Consider the following 21446-nt stretch of genomic DNA (forward strand, 5'->3'; position numbering starts at 1 on the left):
CCGAGCCCAGCAGCCCACTGGACAGGAGAGACATCAGTGACGTACGTCATTGCCGAACCCTGCGTCGACGTCAAAGACAAGGCATGTATCGAGGAGTGCCCGGTCGATTGCATCTACGAGGGTGCACGCATGCTGTACATCCACCCCGACGAGTGTGTGGACTGCGGCGCATGCGAGCCGGTCTGCCCGGTCGAGGCCATCTACTACGAAGATGACGTCCCGGACCAGTGGAGCAGCTACGCGCAGGCCAACGCCGACTTCTTCTCCGAGCTCGGCTCGCCCGGCGGTGCTTCCAAGGTCGGCCAGACCGACAATGACCCGCAGGCGATCAAGGACCTGCCGGCCAAGGCCGAGGACTGAGCACGGTCGAATCCGGCTTCGAGACTGACGTGGTGCGACAGCGTCGTTCGGCGGTACTGCCAGAGTTCCCATGGGACACCCTGGCCGACGTCACGGCTCTGGCCCGCTCGCACCCCGACGGAATCGTCGACCTTTCGGTAGGTACTCCGGTTGACCCGGTGGCGCCGGTGATCCGGGACGCGCTGGCGGCCGCCAGTTCGGCTCCCGGCTACCCGACGACCGCAGGCACCCCGGCCCTCCGGGCCTCCGCCGAAGCCGCGCTACGACGCCGGTACGGCATCACCGATCTGGCGCCGGACGCAGTGCTGCCGGTGATCGGCACCAAGGAGCTGATCGCCTGGTTGCCGACGCTGTTGGCGATCGGCGCCGGCGATACCGTCGTCGTCCCCGAACTGGCCTACCCCACCTACGAGGTGGGCGCCCTGCTCGCCGGGGCGCAGGTGCTGCGGGCCGACTCGCTGACCCAGCTCGGGCCGCAACGTCCCGCCCTGATCTACCTGAACTCGCCCAGCAACCCGACCGGCAAGGTGCTCCCGCTGGACCACTTGCGCAAGGTGGTGGCCTGGGCGCGCGAGCGCGGCGTGGTGATCGCCTCCGACGAGTGCTACCTGGGCCTGAGCTGGGAGGCCGAGCCGCTCAGCGTGCTGCACCCGTCGGTCAGCGACGGCGACCACACCGGGCTGCTGGCGGTGCACTCGCTGTCCAAGACCTCCTCGCTGGCCGGCTACCGCGCCGGGTTCGTCGCCGGTGACCCCGCCCTGGTGGCCGAACTGCTGGCGGTGCGCAAGCACGCCGGGATGATGGTGCCGGGACCGGTGCAGGCCGCCATGGTGGCCGCCCTCGACGACGACGAACACGAGGTCGTGCAGCGCGAGTGGTACGCCAAGCGTCGCGCGATCCTGCTGCCCGCCCTGCAGGCGGCCGGGTTCACCGTCGAGCACTCCGAGGCGGGGCTGTACCTGTGGGCCACCCGCGGCGAGCCGTGCCGCGACACCGTCAAGTGGTTGGCCGAGCGCGGGATCCTCGCGGCGCCGGGCGAGTTCTACGGTCCGGCCGGTGCGCAATACGTGCGCGTCGCGCTGACCGCGACGGACGAGCGGATCGCGGCCGCCGTCGCGCGGTTGGCCTGAGCTAGTCGAGCAATCCCAGCGACATCGCTTTGGTGACCGCCGCGGTGCGATCGGACACCCCGAGTTTCTGAAACGCCCGCAGCAGATGTGTCTTCACCGTGGCTTCACTGATGTGCAGGGCTTGGCCGATATCGGCGTTGGTGGCGCCCGTGCCCACCAGAGCCAGCACCTCCGCCTCACGCATCGACAAGGTGACCGACGGTGCGCGGACCGCGTTCACCAACCGGTCGGCGACCCCCGGGGCGAGCACCGTCTTGCCGCGCGCGGCGTCGCGCACCGCGCGGGCCAGCTCGGCGCGCGACGCGTCTTTCAGTAGATATCCCGTCGCCCCGGCCTCGACGGCGCGCAGGATGTCGGAATCGCTTTCGTAGGTCGTGACGACGACGATGTGTGTCGACGGATTGTCGGCCAGGATCCGCGCGGTGGCGGTGACGCCGTCGACGCCGGGCATCCGCAGATCCATCAGGATGACGTCGGGCCGCAGCGTGTGCGCCAGCTCGATCGCCTCCGCTCCGGACCCGGCCTCACCGACCACGGAGAGATCGTCCTCGGCGTCGATCATGCCGCGCAGCCCCTCCCGGACGACGGGGTGGTCATCGACCAACAGCACTGTCGTCATGCCGGCACCGCCACGACGACCCGCACCCCGCCACCGTCGGACGTCGACAGCGTCAACGAACCGCCGACCTGGTCCAGCCGGGCCCGCATGCCGCGCAGGCCGAACCCGTCGACGTGATCGCTCGGCAGGCCGATGCCGTTGTCGGACAGGGAAAGTCGTACCCCGTCCGCCGCCACCTGCAGCCGTACCTCGAGCTCACTGGCCTGGGCATGCCGACGCACGTTCGCCATCGCCTCCTGCGCGCTGCGCAACAGCACCACGTCGGTGGCCATACCCAGCGGCGGCAGGTCGTCGTCGATACGTACGTCGACGGCGATGCCGGTCTCGGCGGCCAGGCCCTCGGCCTGACGGCGCAGCGCGGCCGACAGGGTGCCCTCCTCCAACGCCGCGGGGGTCAGCCCGGTCACCATGGTGCGCGCCTCGGCCAGGTTGTTCCGCGCGGTGGCACGGATCAGCTCGACGTGGCGGGCGGCGGCCGCGGGATCGCCTGCGCTCTCGGCCTGCACGGCCTGGGCCAGTGCCACGATGCTGGTGAACCCCTGCGCCAGGGTGTCGTGAATCTCCCGGGCCAGCCGTTCCCGCTCTGCGGCCACCCCGGCCTCGCGGGACAGCTCAGCGGTCTGCGCCCGGCTCGCTGCCAGTTCTGCGACCGTCGCGGCCAGCTGCTGCCGCTGCCGCATGGTGGTCATGATCGTGGTGCCGATGATCGGGGCCGCCACCGCGCCCACCAGCGTCACCGCCGCCACCGGTGGCAGACTCGGCCACCCCGGCCCGTGGATCGCCACGGCAAGACCCAACGGTGCCAAGGTGACCACGAAGGTCAGCGTCAGGGCCACCGCCAGCGGCAGCGTGGCGAAGATCAGCGGATAGAGCGCCGGGATCGCCGCGACGGCCGGCGCCGCTGCCAGCAGCGCGATCAGCCACAGGCCGATCATCACCGCCACGAACGCCGCCGCGCGCGCCCGGACCGGGCCGGCGAGCGGATCCGCATCGTGAATCACGTTGCGTCCGAACATCAGAACGATCACGACCATCGCGGTCAGCGCAGCGCAGGCCACCGGGACGTTGCCACCGAGCGTGTGTCGCAGCAGCACGACCGCGACGATCGCCGTGAGGCAGAGCCCGCAGACGTAGGTCTCCCACATCCAGTGCCAGTCCGACGGCTCGCCGACGGCGGGGCGCGATGGTGTGGGCGGACCGGTTTCGGTCATCTGCCGATGCTAGCGGGCTGACTCCACCCAGTTGCCGTGGAAGCCGTGCGGAACCCGGACCGGAATATGCACGGTGGCAACGGGTGCCAGGCTCTGACCGTCGAGCAGCACGAGATCGCTGCGGTTCTCGGCACGGTTGTAGACGAATCCCATCACCACACCGTCGTTCTCGTCGGCGTCCGGCCCGGACGGGACGAACACGAATTCACCGGGTTCGCGCCCGGGACCGAAGTCGATCCGCTCCGTGGCGCCCTCGCGTAGATCGTGGCGAAGGATGGCCGCCGGTGCCGCGTCCGGTTCCGACGGCAGGCTGACGGTGTAACCGTACCGGTGCTGCCGCCCGGTGAGCCGGTCGTCGATGCGCGGGAACTCCTGGGTGGAATCGTCGAGCCGCTGCTCCTGCACCCGACCGGTACGAAGGTCAATGGTCCAGCGGTCCAACGTGATCGAGTCGGTGAACAGCCGGTCCCCGGTGGTGAACACCTCCGGATGCCGGACCACGTCGAGCACGACTTGGTCGCCGTCCGGCCCGGTCTGGTCAAAACCGTTGAGGGCGTGGAACACGTAGCACGGTGATACGTCGAACCAGCGGATGTCGGCGGCCGAACCCTCGCGCGGCAGCACCCCGACCCGGGCACCGTGCTCCGGAGCCCACCGGTAGGGCATCGCCGTCGTCGGGAGCGCGGCGCGCTCGGAACCGCGCATCGCCGCGCGCAACACGAAGTCCGGTGCCGCGTGGCGGGCGGCGAAGCCGGTCAGCAGTCGCGCGGCGGCCCGCGCCGGAGCGCTCTTCACCATGCTCGACAGGTCCAGCTGCACCGGCAGGTCGTAGATCACCACATACTTTTCGGTGAGGGTGAAGTCGTGCATCATCGTGTGCGCGGGCAAGGCGATGTCGACCGTGCGCCGGACCCGGCCGTCGACCCCGGTGACCGAGTAGGTCACCAGGTTGCCGCGCAGCGGATTGTATGAAACTGCATGCAGTTCACTGGTTTTCGGGTCGTGCTTGGGGTGGGCGGTGAATCCGCCGAACAGGGTGCCGCAGAAATCAGACGGGCCCACCGTGTCGAGTTCGTCGGTGAGTTCATACGGGCGCGCACCCGCCTCGGTGATCACCAGCGTCTTGCCTGCATGGCCGATAATGTTGGTGTTGGCCGGGAAATCGAAGCCGCCCGTATGCGCGCCGCCGGCCCACTTCTCGCCGAGCTGGCGGGCCACCGAGCTCGACCGGATCCAGCGGTTGCGGTACCAGGTCGCCGCGCCGTCGCGCAGCCGGATCCCGTGCGCCATGCCGTCGCCCAGGAACCAGTGGTGACGCCGCGGATCGGGAGCCCGCAGCGGGTTGGGGCCGGTGCGCAGATAGCGACCGTCGAGATAGTCCGGGATCGTCCCAGTGACCGCCAGGTCGGTGACCGTGACCTCGTCATGCACCGGTGCGAAGTTCCCGCTCAGAAACGGATGTTCGGATTCCTGCTGAACCGCTTCGGTAGTCATACCCCTACCGTGCCCCTCCGGGCGCCGTTGCGCGACGACTTCGCGGCTGATTCGTCTGTCAACCGAACGATGGACGAGAGGGAGCGGGTTTCAAATCGTGGCGCGCAGGCTCAACGCGAGCAACAGCCGCACATCGGCATCGTTGAGCGAGGTCGCCAGCAGCTGCTCGACCCGGCGGATCCGGTACCGGACGGTGTTGGGGTGCACATGTAGATGCTGAGCCGCCGCGGCCACATCACCGAAGCAGTCCAGATACACGCCCAAGGTGTCGGCGAGCACCGGCTCGTCGGCCCGCAATGTCTGCACCCGCGGATCGATCAGCCGCTCGTCGGCGGCGATCGCGGTGACGATCTCGTCGAGCAGCACGGTGGTGCGGGCCTCGGCCAGTGAGGTGACGGCGGCCAGCGTTCCGGGATGACGCTCGGCGGTGTCGAGCACCCGGTCCACATCGGCGCGGGCGCCTGCAGCGCCGGTCAACCCGGCCACCGGGCTCGCGACCACGGCACGCAACTGCAGACCCAACTCGGTGCGTAGCGCCGCCACGGTGCCCCGCACCCACGACGCGACCGCCTTGCCGGTGCTGGGAAACAGCACATAGACGCGCGAACCCACCGAGGCCATCTGTGCGTCGTGACGAAACGCGCTGGCGCTCAACGCCAGAACATCGGCGAGGCGGGTGTCCGTGGTACCGCCGTCGAACCCGATGACCGCGGCCCTGCCGTCCACGGCCACCCCGAGTTCCCTGGCGATCAACTCGACCTCGACGGGAGCATCCGACTCGCCCAACCCGAGCAGTTCCTGCACCCGCACCGCGTGCGTCGACGGTGCGGCGGCCAACCGCGCCATGATCCGTGCGGCGAGCACCGCGGCACCGCGCAGCACGTCCTCGGAATCGTCGGCGAGCGGGCGGCTGCCCTGTTGCACCCAGATGGTGCCGATGAACGCCGGGGCCCGGCGCTCGTCGACGGCCGGCGCGAAGATGCCGATCGCCAGCCGGGGGCGTAATCCGAGCTCGGGGCGCTCGGCCACCCGCACCGCCTCCGGCCGGGAACGCAGCGCGTCGAAGATGCCCCACTGTGCGATCCAGGCCAGGTGCTCCGGAGGCCCGGCGCGGCCGAGAATCGACAGCCGTCGCAATTCGTCGGCCTCGTCGCTGGATGCTGAGTAGGCCAGCACGTGAGACTGGGCGTCCTCGATGCTGACCATGCCGTGCGTGCGCTCGGCGACGGACTGGGCCAGGCTGAACAGGTCGGTGCCCGAATCGTGCAGCGCGCCGTCACCGTGGTGCTCGAAGACGTGGTTGACCAACCGGTAGAGCCGCTCCCAGCGGGCCCGCGGATCGACGGCGACGACCGCGGTGCCTGCGGCCACCGCGCGTTCGACGACCGCACCTGACGGCTCCTTGATGAAGACCGCCGTGGGCGCGCGGCGCGCACTCTGCTGCTCGACCCAACGCAGCGCATCGTTCTCGGAGACCCCGAGCAGGAAGAACAGGTCGGCGGCCCCCGCGGACGGCGCCAGGCCCAGGCGTACGTCATCGGAGTCGATCAGCGCGGCCGAGGCCACCGGCAGGTCCAGGCCGCGTGGTGCCTGCACCAGCCGGACCAGCGTGGCATCCAGCGCCAACAGCAGTTGGCCGAGGCTGACACCGGTCGTCCGCATGTTGTCGGATTCTACCGATCAGAGCGGCAAGCCTTGTCCGATCAGACAAATGTTGCGTGGGTCACGTCGGGGATTCTTGACTCATGGATGCCATCACCGACGTGCCCGCGCCTACCAACGAGCCGGTCCACGACTACGCACCGGGGTCGGGCGAGCGCGCCCGGCTCATCACCGCGCTCGGCGACCTGGCCGGCGCCCCGATCGACCTGCCGCACGTCATCGGCGGCAAACACACGATGGGCAGCGGCGCCCGCATCGACGTGGTGCAGCCGCACTGCCACAGCGCCCGGCTGGGAACCCTGACCAACGCCGAACACGCTGACGCCAACGCGGCCATCGACGCCGCACTGGCCGCCAAACACGAGTGGGCCGCGCTGCCGTTCGACGAACGGGCCGCCGTGTTCCTGCGGGCCGCCGACCTGCTGTCCGGACCGTGGCGGGAGAAGATCGCCGCCGCCACGATGCTCGGCCAGTCCAAGACCGCCTACCAGGCCGAGATCGACGCGCCCTGCGAGCTGATCGACTTCTGGCGATTCAACGTCGAGTTCGCCCGCCAGATCCTGGCCCAGCAGCCCATCAGCAGCCCCGGGGTGTGGAACCGCACCGACCACCGGCCGCTGGAAGGCTTCGTCTACGCGATCACCCCGTTCAACTTCACCGCGATTGCCGGCAACCTGCCCACCGCCCCGGCGTTGATGGGCAACACCGTGGTGTGGAAACCCTCGCCCACGCAGACTTTCGCGGCCTATCTGACCATGCAGCTGCTGGAGGCCGCCGGACTGCCGCCCGGCGTGATCAACCTGGTGACCGGCGACGGGATCGCGGTTTCCGATGTGGCACTGGCCGATCCGCGCCTGGCCGGCATCCATTTCACCGGATCGACCGCCACGTTCCAGCACCTGTGGCGCGAAGTCGGCGCGAACATCGACCGCTACCGCACCTACCCGCGGCTGGTCGGCGAGACCGGTGGCAAGGACTTCGTCGTCGCGCACGCCTCGGCCCGCCCGGATGTGTTGCGCACCGCCCTGATTCGCGGTGCCTTCGACTACCAGGGCCAGAAATGCTCGGCCGCCTCCCGCGCCTTCATCCCGCGTTCGGTGTGGCACGAGATGGGCGACGACTTCCTCTCGGCCACCTCGGACCTCAAGTACGGCGACGTCACCGACCTCACCAACTACGGCGGGGCCGTGATCGACGACCGCGCCTTCGCCAAGAACGTCGCGGCGATCGAACGGGCCAAGGGCGCCGCGGGCGTCACCATCGCGGCCGGCGGCGAATACGACGACAGCGAAGGCTATTTCGTGCGGCCCACGGTCCTGCTCTCCGACGACCCGACCGATGAGGCGTTCTCCACCGAGTACTTCGGCCCGATCCTGGCCGTGCACGTCTATCCGGACGCGGAGTACGAGCGGATCCTCGACGTCGTCGACACCGGTGCCCGCTACGCACTGACCGGCGCGGTGATCGCCGATGATCGCACCGCCGTGCTCACTGCCGCCGACCGGCTGCGGAACGCCGCAGGCAACTTCTACATCAACGACAAGCCGACCGGCGCGGTCGTCGGGCAGCAGCCGTTCGGCGGATCACGCGCCTCGGGCACCAACGACAAGGCCGGCTCGGCGCAGAACCTGTTGCGCTGGACCTCGGCCCGCTCCATCAAGGAGACGTTCGTGCCGCCGACCAACCACACCTACCCTCACATGGAGGCCTGAGATGGGCGTGTTTCAGCGGGTGGCCCGCCCCACGATCCTGGCCGCATCGCACTCCTCGCGGCTACGTCACACCGCTGAACGCCTCCCGATCACCCGCCGGGTCGTCGACCGCTTCGTCGCGGGGGAGACGGTGCCCGACGCGCTCGACACCGTTGGTGCGCTGAGGGATTCGGGTCGCTTCGTCAGCGTGGATTACCTCGGCGAGGACACCACGAGCAACGAGGACGCCGAACGCACAGTGCAGGCCTACCTCACCCTCCTCGACGGGCTGGCACGCCGCGGCGACGTCGATGCGGCGGTGCGGCCGCTGGAAGTGTCGCTCAAGCTTTCTGCCCTCGGCCAGGCGCTGCCCCGCGACGGCGAGAAGATCGCCTACGAGAACGCGCACACCATCTGCGCCAAGGCCCGCGACGTAGGGGCCTGGGTGACGGTGGACGCCGAGGACCACACCACCACCGACTCGACCTTGTCGATCGTGCGCGACCTGCGAACCGAATTCGATTGGCTGGGCACGGTTCTGCAGGCCTACCTGCACCGCACCGAGGCCGATTGCCGCGAGTTCGCCGCAGCGGGAGCCCGGATCAGGCTGTGCAAGGGCGCCTACGACGAACCGGCCTCGGTGGCCTACCGAGATGCCGACGAGGTCACCGACTCCTACCTGCGGTGCCTGCGGGTGCTGATGGCCGGATCGGGCTACCCGATGGTGGCTTCACACGATCCGGTGATCATCGACGCGGTGCCGGCCCTGGCCGGCGAATTCGGCCGCGGTGTAGACGGTTTCGAGTACCAGATGCTCTACAACATCCGCGATGCCGAACAACGCAGGCTGGCCGAGGCGGGCAACCATGTCCGGGTCTACGTTCCGTTCGGCAACGAGTGGTACGGCTACTTCGTGCGGCGGTTGGCCGAGCGCCCGGCCAACCTGATGTTCTTCCTGCGGGCCCTGGCCGAGCGCCACTGAGCCGGCCTCACCCCGGACTCAGGTCGTAGGCGACCTTGAACTTGTTGAGCAGGTACGGCCCGGACACCACCGGCTCATACCGCGGGGGGTTGTCCGCGCCGGCGCAGGTCGGAATGCACTCGATCACGGCGTCGAAGTTGGGTTGGTGAAAGAAGGGAAGCGTGAACCGTTCGGCGGTGGGCGCTCCGGTGCTCACCACGCGGTGCACCGTGCTCACCCACCGGTCGTTGGTCCATCGGGCCAGCAGGTCACCGATGTTGATGACGAACGCGCCCGGCACCACTGGCACGTCGAGCCACTCGCCGCGATCGCCCTGAACCTGTAGCCCGCTCTGGGATTCGTCCTGCAGCAGGATGGTCAGGTTGCCCCAATCGCTGTGCTGGCTCAGCCGGATGTGGCCGGCCGGCTGATCGTCGGCAGGGTAGTGGTTGGCCATCAGGTTGGAGTTGTGCCGGTCGATCAAGCCGTCGAACCAGTCTTCGCGCAGGCCAAGGGCCAGGGCGAACAGCCGTGACAACTCGGTCGCGAGCACGGACATCTCGTCGTAATAGCGTTGGTAGGCCGTGCGGAATCCCGGTACCTCGGGCCAGCGTTCGGCGACGAACACGCGTTCGTCGGTCCATCCTGGCCCGTCGAGACCTTCCGGATTGCCCAGCGGGAAGTGGACGAATTTCTCCACCTGGTCCGGTGATTCGTGCTCGGCAGCACGGTCGGCTCCGTCGTTGGTGGCCGCGAGATTGCCCGCACTGCTGAACCCGCGGGCCAGCGGGTCTGCGGGATCCGCCCTGAGCTGTTCTTTCGCGGCCTGAGGGAGCGAGAAGAACTCGCGCAGAGCGCGATTGACATCGTCGATCACCGCATCGGGGACGCCATGGCCGACGAGTAGGAGAAACCCGCTGGTTTCGCAGCAGCGACCGATGGCATCGGCCACCGCCTGACGCCGGCGCTGGTCGCCGTTGCGCGCGCTGCTGATGTCGATCAATGGGACGAAGCCGTCGCGCAGGACGACTTGGTCGACTATTACCTCTGATTGGCTCACGCGCTCGACGGTAGAACCTCAACCGCAGTTGATGTCAACGCCGAATCCGGCTCTCGCGCAACAGCAGAAATGCCAGGGCGGCAATCGACTGGGCATCGGTGATCTCACCGTCCCGGACCATCCGGTCGACTTCAGCGCGTGAGAACCATGCGCTGTGCATGTCCTGTTCCTCGTGCTCGCGTTCGTGCTCGCCTTCGGTGAGACCCGTCGCCAGGAACACCCATCCGCGCTGGCTGCTCATCCCAGCCGCCACGTCGAGCTGGCCGAGCCGTTCCACGGTTTGTGCGCGCAGCCCGGTCTCTTCGCGAAGTTCGCGGTGGGCCAGGGTTTCCGGATCCAGATGCTGCTGCTCGGGTGCGGTGCCTTGCGGGAACTCCCAGCGCCGCAGCCCCAGCGGGTAGCGGAACTGCTCGACGAGGTGGAACCGATCGTGATCGGGGTCGTACGGGATCACCAGGGCATAGGTGGGTTTGTCGACCACGGCATAGACGCCGGTGCTGCCGTCGGGCCGGACGATGTCGTCCTCGCGCAGCGTCAACCAGTTGTTCCGATACACCTCGCGCGTCGCCGTCCGGCGGATCGCGGCTGAGCGCAGGCGGACCTGTAGTCGGTCGTCGGTGAGGTCGCCTCCGTCGATGGCGTCGGCCAGACCGTCGGCGTACGCGACCAGACCGGCCACGTCGACGTCATACGGCGCCGGTCGCTCGACGAGCGACAGCCGCGCCGAGGCCCGTCTCAACAGGGCAGCCGCACCGGTCCGGTTGCCCCGCTGCACGTGGGTGATGCCCACAGCCAGCTGCGCCAGCCCCTGCCACAGCGCGCGCTCGTGCTCCGGGCCGTTCTTCCACGCCGCCTCGAGCACTTCATGTGCGCTGAATGCCTGACCGCGGTCGAGCAGATCCTGGGCATAGGCGAGCGTCTCGGCCGGCGAGAGCTCCAGGTCATCGGGAATCCGTGCGACGCCCTCGCTGCCGTAGGGCAGCGGCCTGCCGAGTGCGTCACGCGGACGCGTACTGCGGGGCCGGCCCGCGTCGTCGCGATCGCGCTCAGCTGTGCCCATGAGCACAAGCCTCGCCGCAACTTCTCATCCTGTCGAGTACGCCTGCGGACGGCCGGCGCCGCGGCGGTAGCCTCACAAGCGTGTTGCTGGCCTCCTTGAACCCCGCAGCCGTCGCCGCCGGTGCTGAACTTGCCGACGCCGTGACCATCGACGGTGCCGTGCTGAGCCGCAGTGATCTCGTCGGTGCCGCCACGTCGGTGGCCGAGCGGGTGGCGGTCGCACAACGGGTCGCCGTCCTGGCGACACCGACCCCGACGACTGTGCTGGCCATCATCGGATGCCTGATCGCCGGCGTGCCCGTGGTCCCGGTTCCGGCCGACGTCGGCGCGGCCGAGCGCAAACACATCCTCACCGACTCCGGAGCCCAGGCCTGGCTGGGGGAGAAGCCGGCGGAGCCCGAGGGACTGCCGCACATCCCGGTGCGGCTGCACGCCCGGTCCTGGCACCGCTATCCAGAACCGCCACCGAATTCGACCGCGATCATCATGTACACCTCCGGGACCACCGGGGCGCCCAAGGGGGTGCCGATCACCCGCCAGGCCATCGCCGACGACATCGATGCGCTGGCCGCGGCGTGGCAGTGGACCGCCGCCGACACCCTGGTGCACGGGCTGCCGCTGTTCCACGTGCACGGTCTGGTGCTGGGGCTGCTCGGCTCGCTGCGGATCGGAAACCGCTTCGTACACACCGGGAAACCGACTCCGGCCGCGTACGCGCAGGCCCAGGGCACGCTGTACTTCGGGGTGCCGACGGTGTGGTCGCGGGTGGTCAAGGATCTCGACTCGGCCCTGGCGCTGTCCACGGCACGGCTGCTGGTCTCCGGCAGTGCGCCGCTGCCGGTTCCGGTGTTCGACGAGCTGGTGCGGCTGACGGGGCACGCCCCGGTGGAGCGTTACGGCAGCACCGAATCGCTGATCACGCTGAGCACCCGCGTCGACGGTGAGCGCAGGCCCGGCTGGGTCGGGCTGCCACTGGCCGGCGTCCAGACCCGGCTTGTCGACGACGACGGCGCACCGGTGCCGCACGACGGCGAAACCATCGGACGGCTGCAGATCAAGGGCCCCATGGTGTTCGGCGGCTACCTCAACCGGCCCGAAGCTACGGCGGACGCCTTCGATTCCGACGGCTGGTACCGCACCGGCGACGTCGCCATCATCGATGCCGACGGTATGCACCGCATCGTCGGGCGCGAGTCGGTGGACCTGATCAAGTCGGGCGGCTACCGCATCGGTGCGGGCGAGATCGAGACCGTGCTACTGGGCCACGACGGCGTCGACGAGGTGGCAGTGGTCGGGATGCCCGACGACGATCTGGGCCAGCGCATCGTTGCGTTCGTCGTCGGCAATGCCGCACCCGAGGCGTTGATCGAGTTTGTCGCCCAACAGCTTTCAGCGCACAAACGGCCCCGCGAAGTGCGACTGGTGGACAGACTGCCGCGCAACGCCATGGGCAAGGTGATGAAAAAGGAACTGGCGCAATGGGGTTGAGGTTCTCCGAGATCTGCATCGACGCACGCGACCCCGAAGCGCTGGGTGCTTGGTGGTCGGAAGTGCTCGGCTGGCCCGCGCACACCGATGCCGACGGCGACGTGATCCTCACCCCGCCGCCCGGCGCCGGCCCGACCTGGCTGTTCACCCCCGTGCCGGAGGACAAGGTGGTCAAGAACCGCCTGCATCCGGACTTCACCCCGGACGATCAGCAGGCCGAGGTGGACCGGCTGATCGGGCTGGGAGCCCGCCACGTGGACATCGGGCAGGGCGAGCAGACGTGGGTGGTGCTGGCCGACCCCGAGGGCAACGAGTTCTGTGTCCTCTCTGCCCGATAGCCCTGCCGGCCCGCGCTAACAAAAGGCGTACTGTGGGCGATAGAGGGGTTAGAAAGCGCACGTCAACCTGCCGAAGTTTGGAGGCCACACGTGAATCTCAAAAGGATCGTGGGAACAGCAATGATTGCCGGTGCGCTGGGCGCCGGATCCCTCGGGTTGGGCGTGGCCTCATCGCAGGCCGACCCAGGCCCCCGCATTCCGTGGGTTCCGGGTCCGGGCTGGGTTGACTGGAATCCGGGCCCGAACCTTCCTCCGGGGCAGATCAAGAAGTGGTGCCCCTGGCAATCCCCGCCTGGTCACTGGATCGGTGGCCCGCACGGGATCCCCTGCACCTAAGCGGACCCGACGGTCGAATGTTGGCTTGTGTATCAGATTTTCGCGAAATGTGACACATGAGCCAACGTTCGACGGTTGAATCTACGCTGGCTTGGTGTGGCGATGGATGTCGCGTCCGCAACGGGCGCAGAGGTAGCGGGTATGACTGGCCGGCAGGACAGACTCGCTGCTGAGTGGGAGACGCATCGACCCGCCGTGTTCGGTGTGGCATACCGGTTGCTGGGGAGTGTGGCCGACGCCGACGACGTGGCCCAGGAGGTGTGGCTGCGCGCGGCGCGCGCCGACCTGGCCGAGGTTGATGATCTGAAGGCGTGGCTGGTCACGGTGTCGGCGCGGCTGTCCTACGACATTCTCAAGAGTGCTCGCGCACGCCGCGAGGCCTATGTCGGGCCATGGCTGCCGGAGCCCCTGCTGACCGGGCCGGACGCGTCCGAGCCCGTCCTCGTCGACGAGTCGGTGAGCTCGGCGATGCTGCTGATCATGGACGAGCTGAGCCCGCCCGAGCGGGTGGCATTCGTCTTGCACGATGTGTTCGGGATCGAGTTCGTCCGCATCGCGGAGATGCTCGAGACCACGGTGGCTGCTGCCCGGCAGTCGGCCTCACGGGCGCGGCGGCGTGTTGACCAGGCGAAACAGTCCGCACCGCAAGCATCAAACGCTGAGCGGAGGCGGGTCCTGACGACCTTTCGCGCCGCCTACGAGGCCGGTGACATGGCGGGCCTGGTGAAGCTTCTGCATCCGGGCGCGGTCTATGTCACCGACGGTGGTGGCAAGGTCATGGCCGCCCGCAAGCCCATCAGCGGCGGTGAGCGGATTGCCATGGTGATGGAGCGGGTGGGGCGGCAGTGGCGTCCGGACCGCATCGATCTCATCGAGGTCGGCGGCGAGCCGGCCCTGGTGTTCCGACAGCAGGACGGCGTCTACTCCGTGGATACCGTGCAGATCACGGACGGTTTGATCACGGCGTACCGCAGGGTGATCAACCCGGACAAACTCACTCACCTCTGATTTGTCACATCGGGGCGGGCTATCTCGTCTCCCTTGCAGAGCCAGACGACGGCCGTTGTCGGCGCGCGCGGGCACGATCGCCCTCACCCGAAAGGACGTGTGATGCAAGCCATCACTGTTTCAGACCGTGACGCCGGTGTCGCCGGGATGTCGCTGACGGAGTTGCCGTACCCGCACACGGCCGAGAACGACGTCATCGTGCGGGTGCACGCCGCGGGCTTCACACCAGGCGAGCTCGACTGGCCTGCCACCTGGACCGATCGGGCGGGCCGCGACCGGACTCCGAGCGTGCCCGGACATGAGTTCGCCGGCGTCGTCACTGAGTTGGGCTTCGGCACAACAGGTTTAAGTGTCGGCCAGCGGGTGTTCGGGCTCGCCGACTGGACCCGCAACGGTGCGCTCGCGGAATACGTTGCCGTAGAGGCCCGTAACCTGGCGCCACTACCGGCAGACGTCGACTACGTGGTGGCTGCCGCGCTGCCGATATCCGGATTGACGGCCTGGCAAGGTCTGTTCGACCACGGCCGGCTCACCACGGGGCAGACGGTCCTGATCCACGGCGCCGCGGGTGGAGTCGGGTCGATCGCGGTGCAACTGGCTCGGGAGGTCGGTGCATACGTCATCGGTACCGGCCGCACAGCCGACCGGGACCGGGCGACTGCGCTCGGTGTCCACACCTTCGTCGACCTGGGTACTGAAAAGCTAGAGGATGCAGGTGAAGTCGACGTGGTGTTCGACGTGATCGGCGGCGATATTCTCGCCCGCTCGGCAGCCCTGGTGCGGGCCGGAGGCACACTCGTCACCATCGCCGAGCCGCCAGAAGTCCGTCCCAGGGACGGGCGGACGGTCTTCTTCGTCGTCGAACCCGACCGGGCCCGGCTCGCGGACCTCATCGCGCGCGTCAACGGTGGACGGCTCACCCCGGTCGTCGGTGCCGTGCGGCCCTTGACCGAGGCGGCGGCCGCATTCGCGCCCGGCAAGCGCATTGCCGGCAAGACGATCATCCAGGTAGCCGAAGACTGACAGGAGCAGAACATGATCGGAATGCGTATCGCGGGAGGAATTCTGGCGGTGGCCACCCTGACGGCGGCCACCGCGTGCACCTCTGCCAGTCAGGCAGATCCCGCCGCGGCACCGACACCGGCCGCCACGTCGGAAACCCTGACCCCGTTGATCGAGCAGGCGCTTCCGAATGCGCCGGGCAAGACCTTCACCTCGGCGGTCGTCGACTTCCCGCCAGGAGCTCGCGCGGTGCCGCACCGACACGGCGAGGCTTTTGTCTACGCCTACGTTCTCGAGGGCGCCGTGCGCAGTTCGGTCGACGACGACCCCGTGGCCACCTACCGCGCCGGCGAGAACTGGGTCGAGCAGCCCGGTGCGCACCACCCTGTGACCGAGAACGCCAGCAAGACAGATCCGGCCAAGCTGCTGGTCGTCTTCGTCTCCGACACCGGAGACAGCCTCAAGGTCGATGATCACCAGTAGCAGTGCCGTACAAACGTTTTCGAAGGAATCAGTGATGACAACAGCGCGCGTCAACGTCAACACACAGCATCCGGCGGCCTACAAGACACTGATCGCCCTGGCCGGTGAGGTGGAAACCAGCGCAGCAGCTGCCGGCCTCGACCCGCTGCTGATCGAGTTGGTCAAGATCCGCACATCGCAGATCAACGGATGCGCGTTCTGCCTGCGCATGCATACCCGAGAGGCCCTCGCGAAGGGCGAGAACCCGGACCGGATCGCGGTGCTGCCGGCATGGCAAGAAACGGGCTACTTCTCCGAGACCGACCGCGCCGCACTCGCTCTGGCCGAGGCAGTGACTCGGATTTCGGATACGCACGTCAGCGACGAGGAGTACGCCGCCGCGGCTGCCGCCCTCACCAATGACCAGATCTCGGCGGTCATCTGGCTGACCACGGTGATGAACGCCTTCAACCGCATCGCCATCTCCAGCCGATACCGTGTCGCCGGCTGAATCCGGCAGAGCCCGAAGCTAGTTCGCGTGCAGCGCCTCGTTGAGCGTGATGCCGGTGCCGTCACGCTTGACCACCTCGACCGCACCCGAAAGTGAGTTGCGGCGGAACAACAGGTTGTTTGCGCCGGACAGTTCGACGGCCTTGGTGGTCTGCCCGTCAGCGGTCGTCACCTTGGTGCCGCCGGTGACGTAGAGGCCTGCCTCGATCACGCAGTCATCGCCCAAGGAGATGCCCAGGCCGGCGTTGGCGCCCAGCAGGCAGCGCTTGCCCACCGAGATCACCTCTTTGCCGCCACCGGACAGCGTGCCCATGATCGACGCGCCGCCACCGATGTCGGAGCCGTCGTCCACCACGACACCGGCCGAGATCCGGCCCTCCACCATCGAGGTGCCGAGCGTGCCTGCGTTGAAGTTCACGAAGCCCTCGTGCATGACCGTGGTGCCCGCGGCCAGGTGTGCACCGAGGCGGACGCGGTCGGCATCGGCGATCCGCACGCCCGACGGCAACACGTAGTCGACCATCCGCGGGAACTTGTCGACGCCGTAGACCGCGACGGCCCCGCGGCGGCGCAGCTTGGCGCGCACCGTCTCGAAGCCCTCGACCGCGCACGGCCCGAAGTTCGTCCACACCACGTTGGTCAGAAGGCCGAAGATGCCGTCGAGATTGGCCTCGTGCGGCTGGGTCAACCGGTGCGAGAGCAGGTGCAGCCGCAGCCAGACGTCGTGTGTGTCGGCCGGCTTGTCCGAAAGGTCGGCGATCGTGGTGCGCACCGCCACCACCTCGACACCGCGGTCGGCATCGGGGCCGGTCAGGCCCGCGAACTCGGCGGGCACATCGTCACCGGTGAGCTTCACCGTGCCGGCCTCGCCGGACGCGCTCAGCTCGGGGGCGGGAAACCAGGTGTCCAGGACGGTCCCGTCGGCGGTGATGGTGGCCAGGCCGACGCCAGATGCTGCAGTCACGTTGGCCTAGGTTACTGGACTAGCCTCGGAGACCATGGGGCTAGACCTTCGAGCCGATCCGATCGCGCTGACCGCCGCATTGGTGGACATCCCCAGTGAGTCGCGTCACGAGCAGCGCATCGCCGACGAGATCGAAGCAGCGCTGCGCGCGCAGGCACCGTGGTTCGAGGTGATCCGCAACGGAGACGCGGTGCTGGCCCGCACCCACCTGGGCCGACCGTCGCGCGTGATGCTGGCCGGACACATCGACACCGTGCCCGCTGCCGACAACCTGCCCAGTCACATCAAGAACGGCGAGATGTGGGGCTGCGGCACCTCGGACATGAAGTCCGGCGACGCAGTGTTCCTGCACCTGGCGGCCACCATTGCCGAGCCGAGCCACGACATCACCCTGGTGATGTACGACTGCGAGGAGATCGAGTCCAGCGCCAACGGGCTGGGCCGCATCGAACGCGAGCTTCCGGAGTGGTTACAGGCCGACGTCGCGATCCTCGGCGAACCGTCCGGCGGCTTCATCGAAGCGGGCTGCCAGGGCACGATCCGCGTCGTCATCGGAGCCGCCGGCACCCGCGCGCACTCGGCGCGGTCCTGGCTGGGCGACAACGCCATCCACAAACTGGGCGCCGTGCTGGACCGGCTGGCGGCGTACCAGCCCCGCAGCGTCGACATCGACGGCTGCGTCTACCGGGAAGGGTTGTCGGCGGTACGCATCGACGGCGGCATCGCCGGCAACGTCATCCCCGACGCGGCCACGGTGACGGTCAACTTCCGGTTCGCCCCGGACCGCAGCGTCGAGCAGGCAGTCGCCCACGTGCACGAGGTGTTCGACGGGCTCGACGTCGGCATCGAGCTGACCGACGCCGCCGCGGGCGCCCTTCCGGGGCTGGCCAAACCGGCGGCCGCCGCGCTGGTGGCCGCAGCCGGAGGACAGGTCCGCGCCAAGTACGGCTGGACGGATGTGTCCCGCTTCGCCGCACTCGGCATCCCCGCCGTGAACTACGGGCCGGGGGATCCCAACCTCGCCCACAAGGTCGACGAGCGGGTCGAGGTCGCCCAGATCACCGCGGTCACCGACATGCTGAGGCGCTATCTGACATGAGCACGGTCCGCGTCGACAGCTGGATCTGGGCCGTGCGCATCACCAAGACCCGGTCCGCGGCCGCGGCCGCCTGCCGGGGCGGACACGTCCGGGTCAACAACGTGCCCGCCAAACCGGCGCAGCACGTGAGCCCCGGTGACGAGGTGCGGGTCCGGCTGGAGGGGCGGGAACGGATCGTGGAGGTCATCCGGCCCATCGCCAAGAGAGTCGGTGCCGCCATCGCATCGGAGTGCATGATCGACCGCAGCCCACCACCGCCGCCCAAGGAGATCGTGGCGTCGGTCCCGGTCCGCGATCGAGGAGCCGGCCGTCCGACGAAACGTGAACGGCGACAACTGGATCGGTTGCGCGGGACGTTCTGAACGGTAAATCGGTTGCACCGGTGCGTACTATGGATCTCGCATCTGCTGTCAACCGAGGTGGGCCGAAAACATGCTGGGAGACGACATCTCCGGGTGATCCCGAGAGTCGATTCGTTCCTGTCCCTCCACGCGGTGCCCTGCTGCCCGCATCACTTTGGAGTATCAGCATGTCTATTGTCTGTTCCCATTTGTCGTTTTCCTGGCCCGATGACGTCGAGCTGTTCTCGGACCTGTCGTTTTCCGTCGGCCCCGGACGTACCGGCCTGGTCGCGCCCAACGGCGCCGGAAAGAGCACGCTGCTCAAGCTGATTGCCGGTGAATACCGCCCCTCGGCAGGCTCAGTGATCGCTGACGGTGCGGTCGGTTACCTGCCCCAGAGCCTGCCGTTCACCGCCGATCTCACCGTGGCCGCGGTGCTGGTGATCGCTCCGGTCCTCGATGCACTGGCGGCGCTGGCCGACGGTGACGCCAGCGACGAAGTGTTCACCACCATCGGCGATGACTGGGACATCGAGGAACGCTCTCGGGCCCAGCTGGATCGGCTCGGCCTTGACGGCCTGGCGTTGGACCGTCGGCTGGGCACCCTGTCCGGCGGGGAAGTGGTGTCCTTGGGGCTGGCTGCCCAACTGCTCAAGCGGCCGAGCGTGTTGCTGCTCGACGAGCCGACCAACAACCTCGACAGCGACGCCCGGCACCGGCTGTACGAGGCCCTCGACAGCTACACCGGTTGCCTGCTGGTGGTCAGCCACGACCGGGTGCTGTTGGACCGGATGGATCAGATCGCCGAGCTGTACCGCGGTGAAATCGTCTTCTACGGAGGCAATTTCACCGCCTACCAGGAGGCTGTCGAGGCTGCGCAGGCAGCGGCCGAGGGAAATATCCGCAACGCCGAACAACAGCTGAAACGCGAGAAGCGTCAGATGCAGGAGGCGCGTGAGCGGGCCGCCCGACGCTCGTCGAACGCGGCACGCAACGTCAAGGACGCGGGGCTGCCCAAGATCGTCGCGGGCAAGCTCAAGCGGGATGCCCAGGAATCGGCGGCCCGCGCCGACGATGTGCACGCCAAGCGGGTCGACGATGCGCGAACCCGACTCGACGAAGCCGAACGGGCCTTGCGTGACGACAAAGTGATCGCGCTGGACCTGCCCGACACCGTGGTGCCTGCCGGCCGCACGGTGTTCACCGGGGACGGACTGCAGATCAGCCGTGGCGGCCGGAAACTGTTCGCCGACAACGGGATCGGGCTGTCCATCCGAGGTCCGGAGCGCATCGCCCTGACCGGCCCCAACGGCGCAGGCAAGTCGACGCTGCTGCGGATCATCGACGGCACACTGGAACCCGACGCCGGGACGGTGCAGCGGGCCGACGGCCGGATCGCCTCGCTGTCGCAGCGCCTGGACCTGCTGGCCGAGGACCGCACAGTGGCCGAGAGCCTGGCCGCCGCCGCACCCAGCCTGTCACACACCCGGCGCATGCACCTGTTGGCGCAGTTCCTGTTCCGCGGCGACCGCATCCACCTGCCGGTGGCGGCGCTGTCGGGCGGGGAGCGGTTGCGGGCGACGCTGGCGTGCGTGCTCTATGCCGAACCCGCGCCTCAACTGTTGTTGCTCGACGAGCCGACCAACAACCTCGATCTGGTCAGTGTCGGGCAACTGGAGTCCGCGCTGAACGCCTACCAGGGGGCGTTCGTGGTGGTCAGCCACGACGAACGGTTCCTGGCGGCTATCGGTATCGACCGGTGGCTGCGGCTGGACGGCGGAGAGTTGAGCGCTACTGGCGCCGCGGGTTGATGTTGTGGATCTGGGTCGGCACTGGGCCGACGCCGAAGCCGTCCTCGGCCGTCGCACCGGCCGAGGCGCGGTTGCCGAGCTGCTCGTAGCTGCGATCCGCGGCGGCGGCCCCGGCCTCGCCCCGCTGGGCGTCGTCCTTGCCGTCGTCTCTGCCGTCGGGCTGATCCGCTGGGCCGCCGGCGCCGTCACCACCGGGTCCTTGATGGTCGGCGGCCTTGACGGCCTCCTCGGCACCCGCGCCGCCGGAGGCCATCGCGGCCGCAGCGTCGCCGCCGCCTCCGGCCGCCTGGGTGGCGGCTTCGACAATGCCCTGCACACCCTGCATGACCTGCTGTGGCACCTGAGTCATCGCCTGGCTCAGGCCTTGCAGCGGCTGGGTGATCGACTGCGCCATCTGCCCGGCCATCTGGCTGAACTGGCCCATCATCTGGCCCGCGCCGCCCGCTCCCGAGCTCGCGGCCTCGGAGGCGCCTGAGCCGCCGCCGGCCCCGGATGCCGAGGACTTCCCTCCGAGCGCATCGGCCTGCGCCTTGAGCCGCTCGGCGGCATCCATGTCGCCGCGGGCGTAGGCCTGCGAGGCCTTGCCGAGCAGTTCGGCCATCCGGCCCGCGGCCACCTGGGTCGCGCCCAAGGCGCCCTCGCGGGCGGACGACGCGCCGTCGAATGCGTTCTGCATGGGAAATCCGATGGCGCCGTGGCTGGACGCCAGGTCGGACGGACCCGCGAACGCGCTCTTGAAGCTGTTGATGTCACCGCTGACTCCGTCGACGATGCCCTGCAGTCCGGTGATCGCGCCGGTGCTGGCGACGAGCTGGTTCATCGGGCCCCCTGAAGATCGTG

General features: G+C 68.7%; 21 protein-coding genes and 1 pseudogene. 13 read left to right on the forward strand and 9 right to left on the reverse strand.

Annotation, left to right across the window (positions count from 1 at the left end):
- The first annotated feature begins 36 nt into the window (after positions 1–36).
- Together fdxA and dapC are read left to right on the forward strand one after the other, a co-directional pair.
- Positions 37–360 carry a ferredoxin gene (gene fdxA / locus G6N57_RS14065; RefSeq protein ID WP_036448192.1) on the forward strand — a complete coding sequence of 108 codons (324 nt, stop codon included), beginning with the start codon at positions 37–39 and terminating at the stop codon, positions 358–360.
- 29 nt (positions 361–389) lie between these two features.
- Entirely contained in the window at positions 390–1490 is a 1101-nt protein-coding gene (dapC, locus tag G6N57_RS14070) for a succinyldiaminopimelate transaminase (protein WP_077743029.1), read from the forward strand.
- Position 1491: 1 nt separating this feature from the next.
- Here the strand turns inward: dapC and G6N57_RS14075 are convergent, their stop codons facing one another.
- The 4 genes from G6N57_RS14075 to G6N57_RS14090 all read right to left on the reverse strand — a co-directional run bounded on the left by G6N57_RS14075 (position 1492) and on the right by G6N57_RS14090 (position 6476).
- On the reverse strand, positions 1492–2109 hold the full coding sequence (locus tag G6N57_RS14075) for a response regulator (protein ID WP_077743030.1): 618 nt from the start codon (positions 2107–2109) through the stop codon (positions 1492–1494).
- Positions 2106–3320 carry a sensor histidine kinase gene (locus G6N57_RS14080; protein WP_234815701.1) on the reverse strand — a complete coding sequence of 405 codons (1215 nt, stop codon included), beginning with the start codon at positions 3318–3320 and terminating at the stop codon, positions 2106–2108. The genes G6N57_RS14075 and G6N57_RS14080 overlap by 4 nt, the downstream gene beginning before the upstream one ends.
- A gap of 9 nt (positions 3321–3329) precedes the next feature.
- Positions 3330–4814 (reverse strand): carotenoid oxygenase family protein, encoded by a 1485-nt coding sequence (locus tag G6N57_RS14085; RefSeq protein WP_097926076.1) that lies wholly within the window; start codon positions 4812–4814, stop codon positions 3330–3332.
- A gap of 90 nt (positions 4815–4904) precedes the next feature.
- Positions 4905–6476: a PucR family transcriptional regulator gene (locus G6N57_RS14090; RefSeq protein WP_077743031.1), complete on the reverse strand. Its 1572-nt coding sequence runs from the start codon at positions 6474–6476 to the stop codon at positions 4905–4907.
- An 83-nt stretch (positions 6477–6559) separates the two neighbouring features.
- Between G6N57_RS14090 and pruA the strand changes: the two genes are divergently transcribed.
- Together pruA and G6N57_RS14100 are read left to right on the forward strand one after the other, a co-directional pair.
- Positions 6560–8188, forward strand: a complete 1629-nt coding sequence (gene pruA / locus G6N57_RS14095) for an L-glutamate gamma-semialdehyde dehydrogenase (protein WP_077743032.1) — start codon at positions 6560–6562, stop codon at positions 8186–8188.
- Position 8189: 1 nt separating this feature from the next.
- Entirely contained in the window at positions 8190–9149 is a 960-nt protein-coding gene (locus G6N57_RS14100) for a proline dehydrogenase family protein (protein ID WP_077743033.1), read from the forward strand.
- A 7-nt stretch (positions 9150–9156) separates the two neighbouring features.
- Here the strand turns inward: G6N57_RS14100 and G6N57_RS14105 are convergent, their stop codons facing one another.
- The 3 genes and pseudogenes from G6N57_RS14105 to G6N57_RS31805 all read right to left on the reverse strand — a co-directional run.
- Positions 9157–10188 (reverse strand): isopenicillin N synthase family dioxygenase, encoded by a 1032-nt coding sequence (locus G6N57_RS14105; protein ID WP_077743034.1) that lies wholly within the window; start codon positions 10186–10188, stop codon positions 9157–9159.
- 34 nt (positions 10189–10222) lie between these two features.
- Complete coding sequence (locus tag G6N57_RS31800; protein WP_456152681.1) at positions 10223–10768, reverse strand: NUDIX domain-containing protein; 546 nt, start codon at positions 10766–10768, stop codon at positions 10223–10225.
- A gap of 12 nt (positions 10769–10780) precedes the next feature.
- A pseudogene (locus G6N57_RS31805) lies at positions 10781–11248 on the reverse strand (DUF309 domain-containing protein); the annotation flags it as partial.
- A gap of 80 nt (positions 11249–11328) precedes the next feature.
- Here G6N57_RS31805 and G6N57_RS14115 point away from each other — a divergent pair.
- The 6 genes from G6N57_RS14115 to G6N57_RS14140 all read left to right on the forward strand — a co-directional run bounded on the left by G6N57_RS14115 (position 11329) and on the right by G6N57_RS14140 (position 16392).
- On the forward strand, positions 11329–12735 hold the full coding sequence (locus tag G6N57_RS14115) for an acyl-CoA synthetase (protein ID WP_077743036.1): 1407 nt from the start codon (positions 11329–11331) through the stop codon (positions 12733–12735).
- Positions 12726–13073, forward strand: coding sequence for a VOC family protein (locus G6N57_RS14120; RefSeq protein WP_077743037.1), 348 nt, complete (start codon positions 12726–12728; stop codon positions 13071–13073). Before G6N57_RS14115 ends, G6N57_RS14120 begins: the two co-directional genes overlap by 10 nt.
- Before the next feature lie 477 nt (positions 13074–13550).
- Positions 13551–14417 (forward strand): RNA polymerase sigma factor SigJ, encoded by an 867-nt coding sequence (sigJ, locus tag G6N57_RS14125; protein ID WP_077743268.1) that lies wholly within the window; start codon positions 13551–13553, stop codon positions 14415–14417.
- Between the two features lie 102 nt (positions 14418–14519).
- On the forward strand, positions 14520–15440 hold the full coding sequence (locus G6N57_RS14130; RefSeq protein ID WP_174814482.1) for an NADP-dependent oxidoreductase: 921 nt from the start codon (positions 14520–14522) through the stop codon (positions 15438–15440).
- Between the two features lie 12 nt (positions 15441–15452).
- Entirely contained in the window at positions 15453–15902 is a 450-nt protein-coding gene (locus tag G6N57_RS14135) for a cupin domain-containing protein (protein WP_077743039.1), read from the forward strand.
- A 34-nt stretch (positions 15903–15936) separates the two neighbouring features.
- Entirely contained in the window at positions 15937–16392 is a 456-nt protein-coding gene (locus tag G6N57_RS14140) for a carboxymuconolactone decarboxylase family protein (RefSeq protein WP_077743040.1), read from the forward strand.
- Positions 16393–16410: 18 nt separating this feature from the next.
- Here the strand turns inward: G6N57_RS14140 and dapD are convergent, their stop codons facing one another.
- Complete coding sequence (gene dapD / locus G6N57_RS14145) at positions 16411–17355, reverse strand: 2,3,4,5-tetrahydropyridine-2,6-dicarboxylate N-succinyltransferase (RefSeq protein WP_077743042.1); 945 nt, start codon at positions 17353–17355, stop codon at positions 16411–16413.
- A 34-nt stretch (positions 17356–17389) separates the two neighbouring features.
- Between dapD and dapE the strand changes: the two genes are divergently transcribed.
- The 3 genes from dapE (at position 17390) to G6N57_RS14160 (ending at position 20606) form a co-directional block, all read left to right on the forward strand.
- Positions 17390–18454, forward strand: coding sequence for a succinyl-diaminopimelate desuccinylase (dapE, locus tag G6N57_RS14150; protein ID WP_077743044.1), 1065 nt, complete (start codon positions 17390–17392; stop codon positions 18452–18454).
- Positions 18451–18816, forward strand: a complete 366-nt coding sequence (locus tag G6N57_RS14155) for an Hsp15 family ribosome-associated heat shock protein (protein WP_077743045.1) — start codon at positions 18451–18453, stop codon at positions 18814–18816. Before dapE ends, G6N57_RS14155 begins: the two co-directional genes overlap by 4 nt.
- Positions 18817–18983: 167 nt before the next feature.
- Positions 18984–20606 (forward strand): ABC-F family ATP-binding cassette domain-containing protein, encoded by a 1623-nt coding sequence (locus G6N57_RS14160; protein ID WP_077743046.1) that lies wholly within the window; start codon positions 18984–18986, stop codon positions 20604–20606.
- Here G6N57_RS14160 and G6N57_RS14165 read toward each other — a convergent pair.
- Complete coding sequence (locus G6N57_RS14165; RefSeq protein WP_097926077.1) at positions 20587–21426, reverse strand: type VII secretion target; 840 nt, start codon at positions 21424–21426, stop codon at positions 20587–20589. The genes G6N57_RS14160 and G6N57_RS14165 overlap by 20 nt on opposite strands.
- Positions 21427–21446 lie beyond the last annotated feature (20 nt).

Source organism: Mycolicibacterium boenickei, from assembly GCF_010731295.1.
Taxonomy (GTDB): Bacteria; Actinomycetota; Actinomycetes; order Mycobacteriales; family Mycobacteriaceae; genus Mycobacterium; species Mycobacterium boenickei.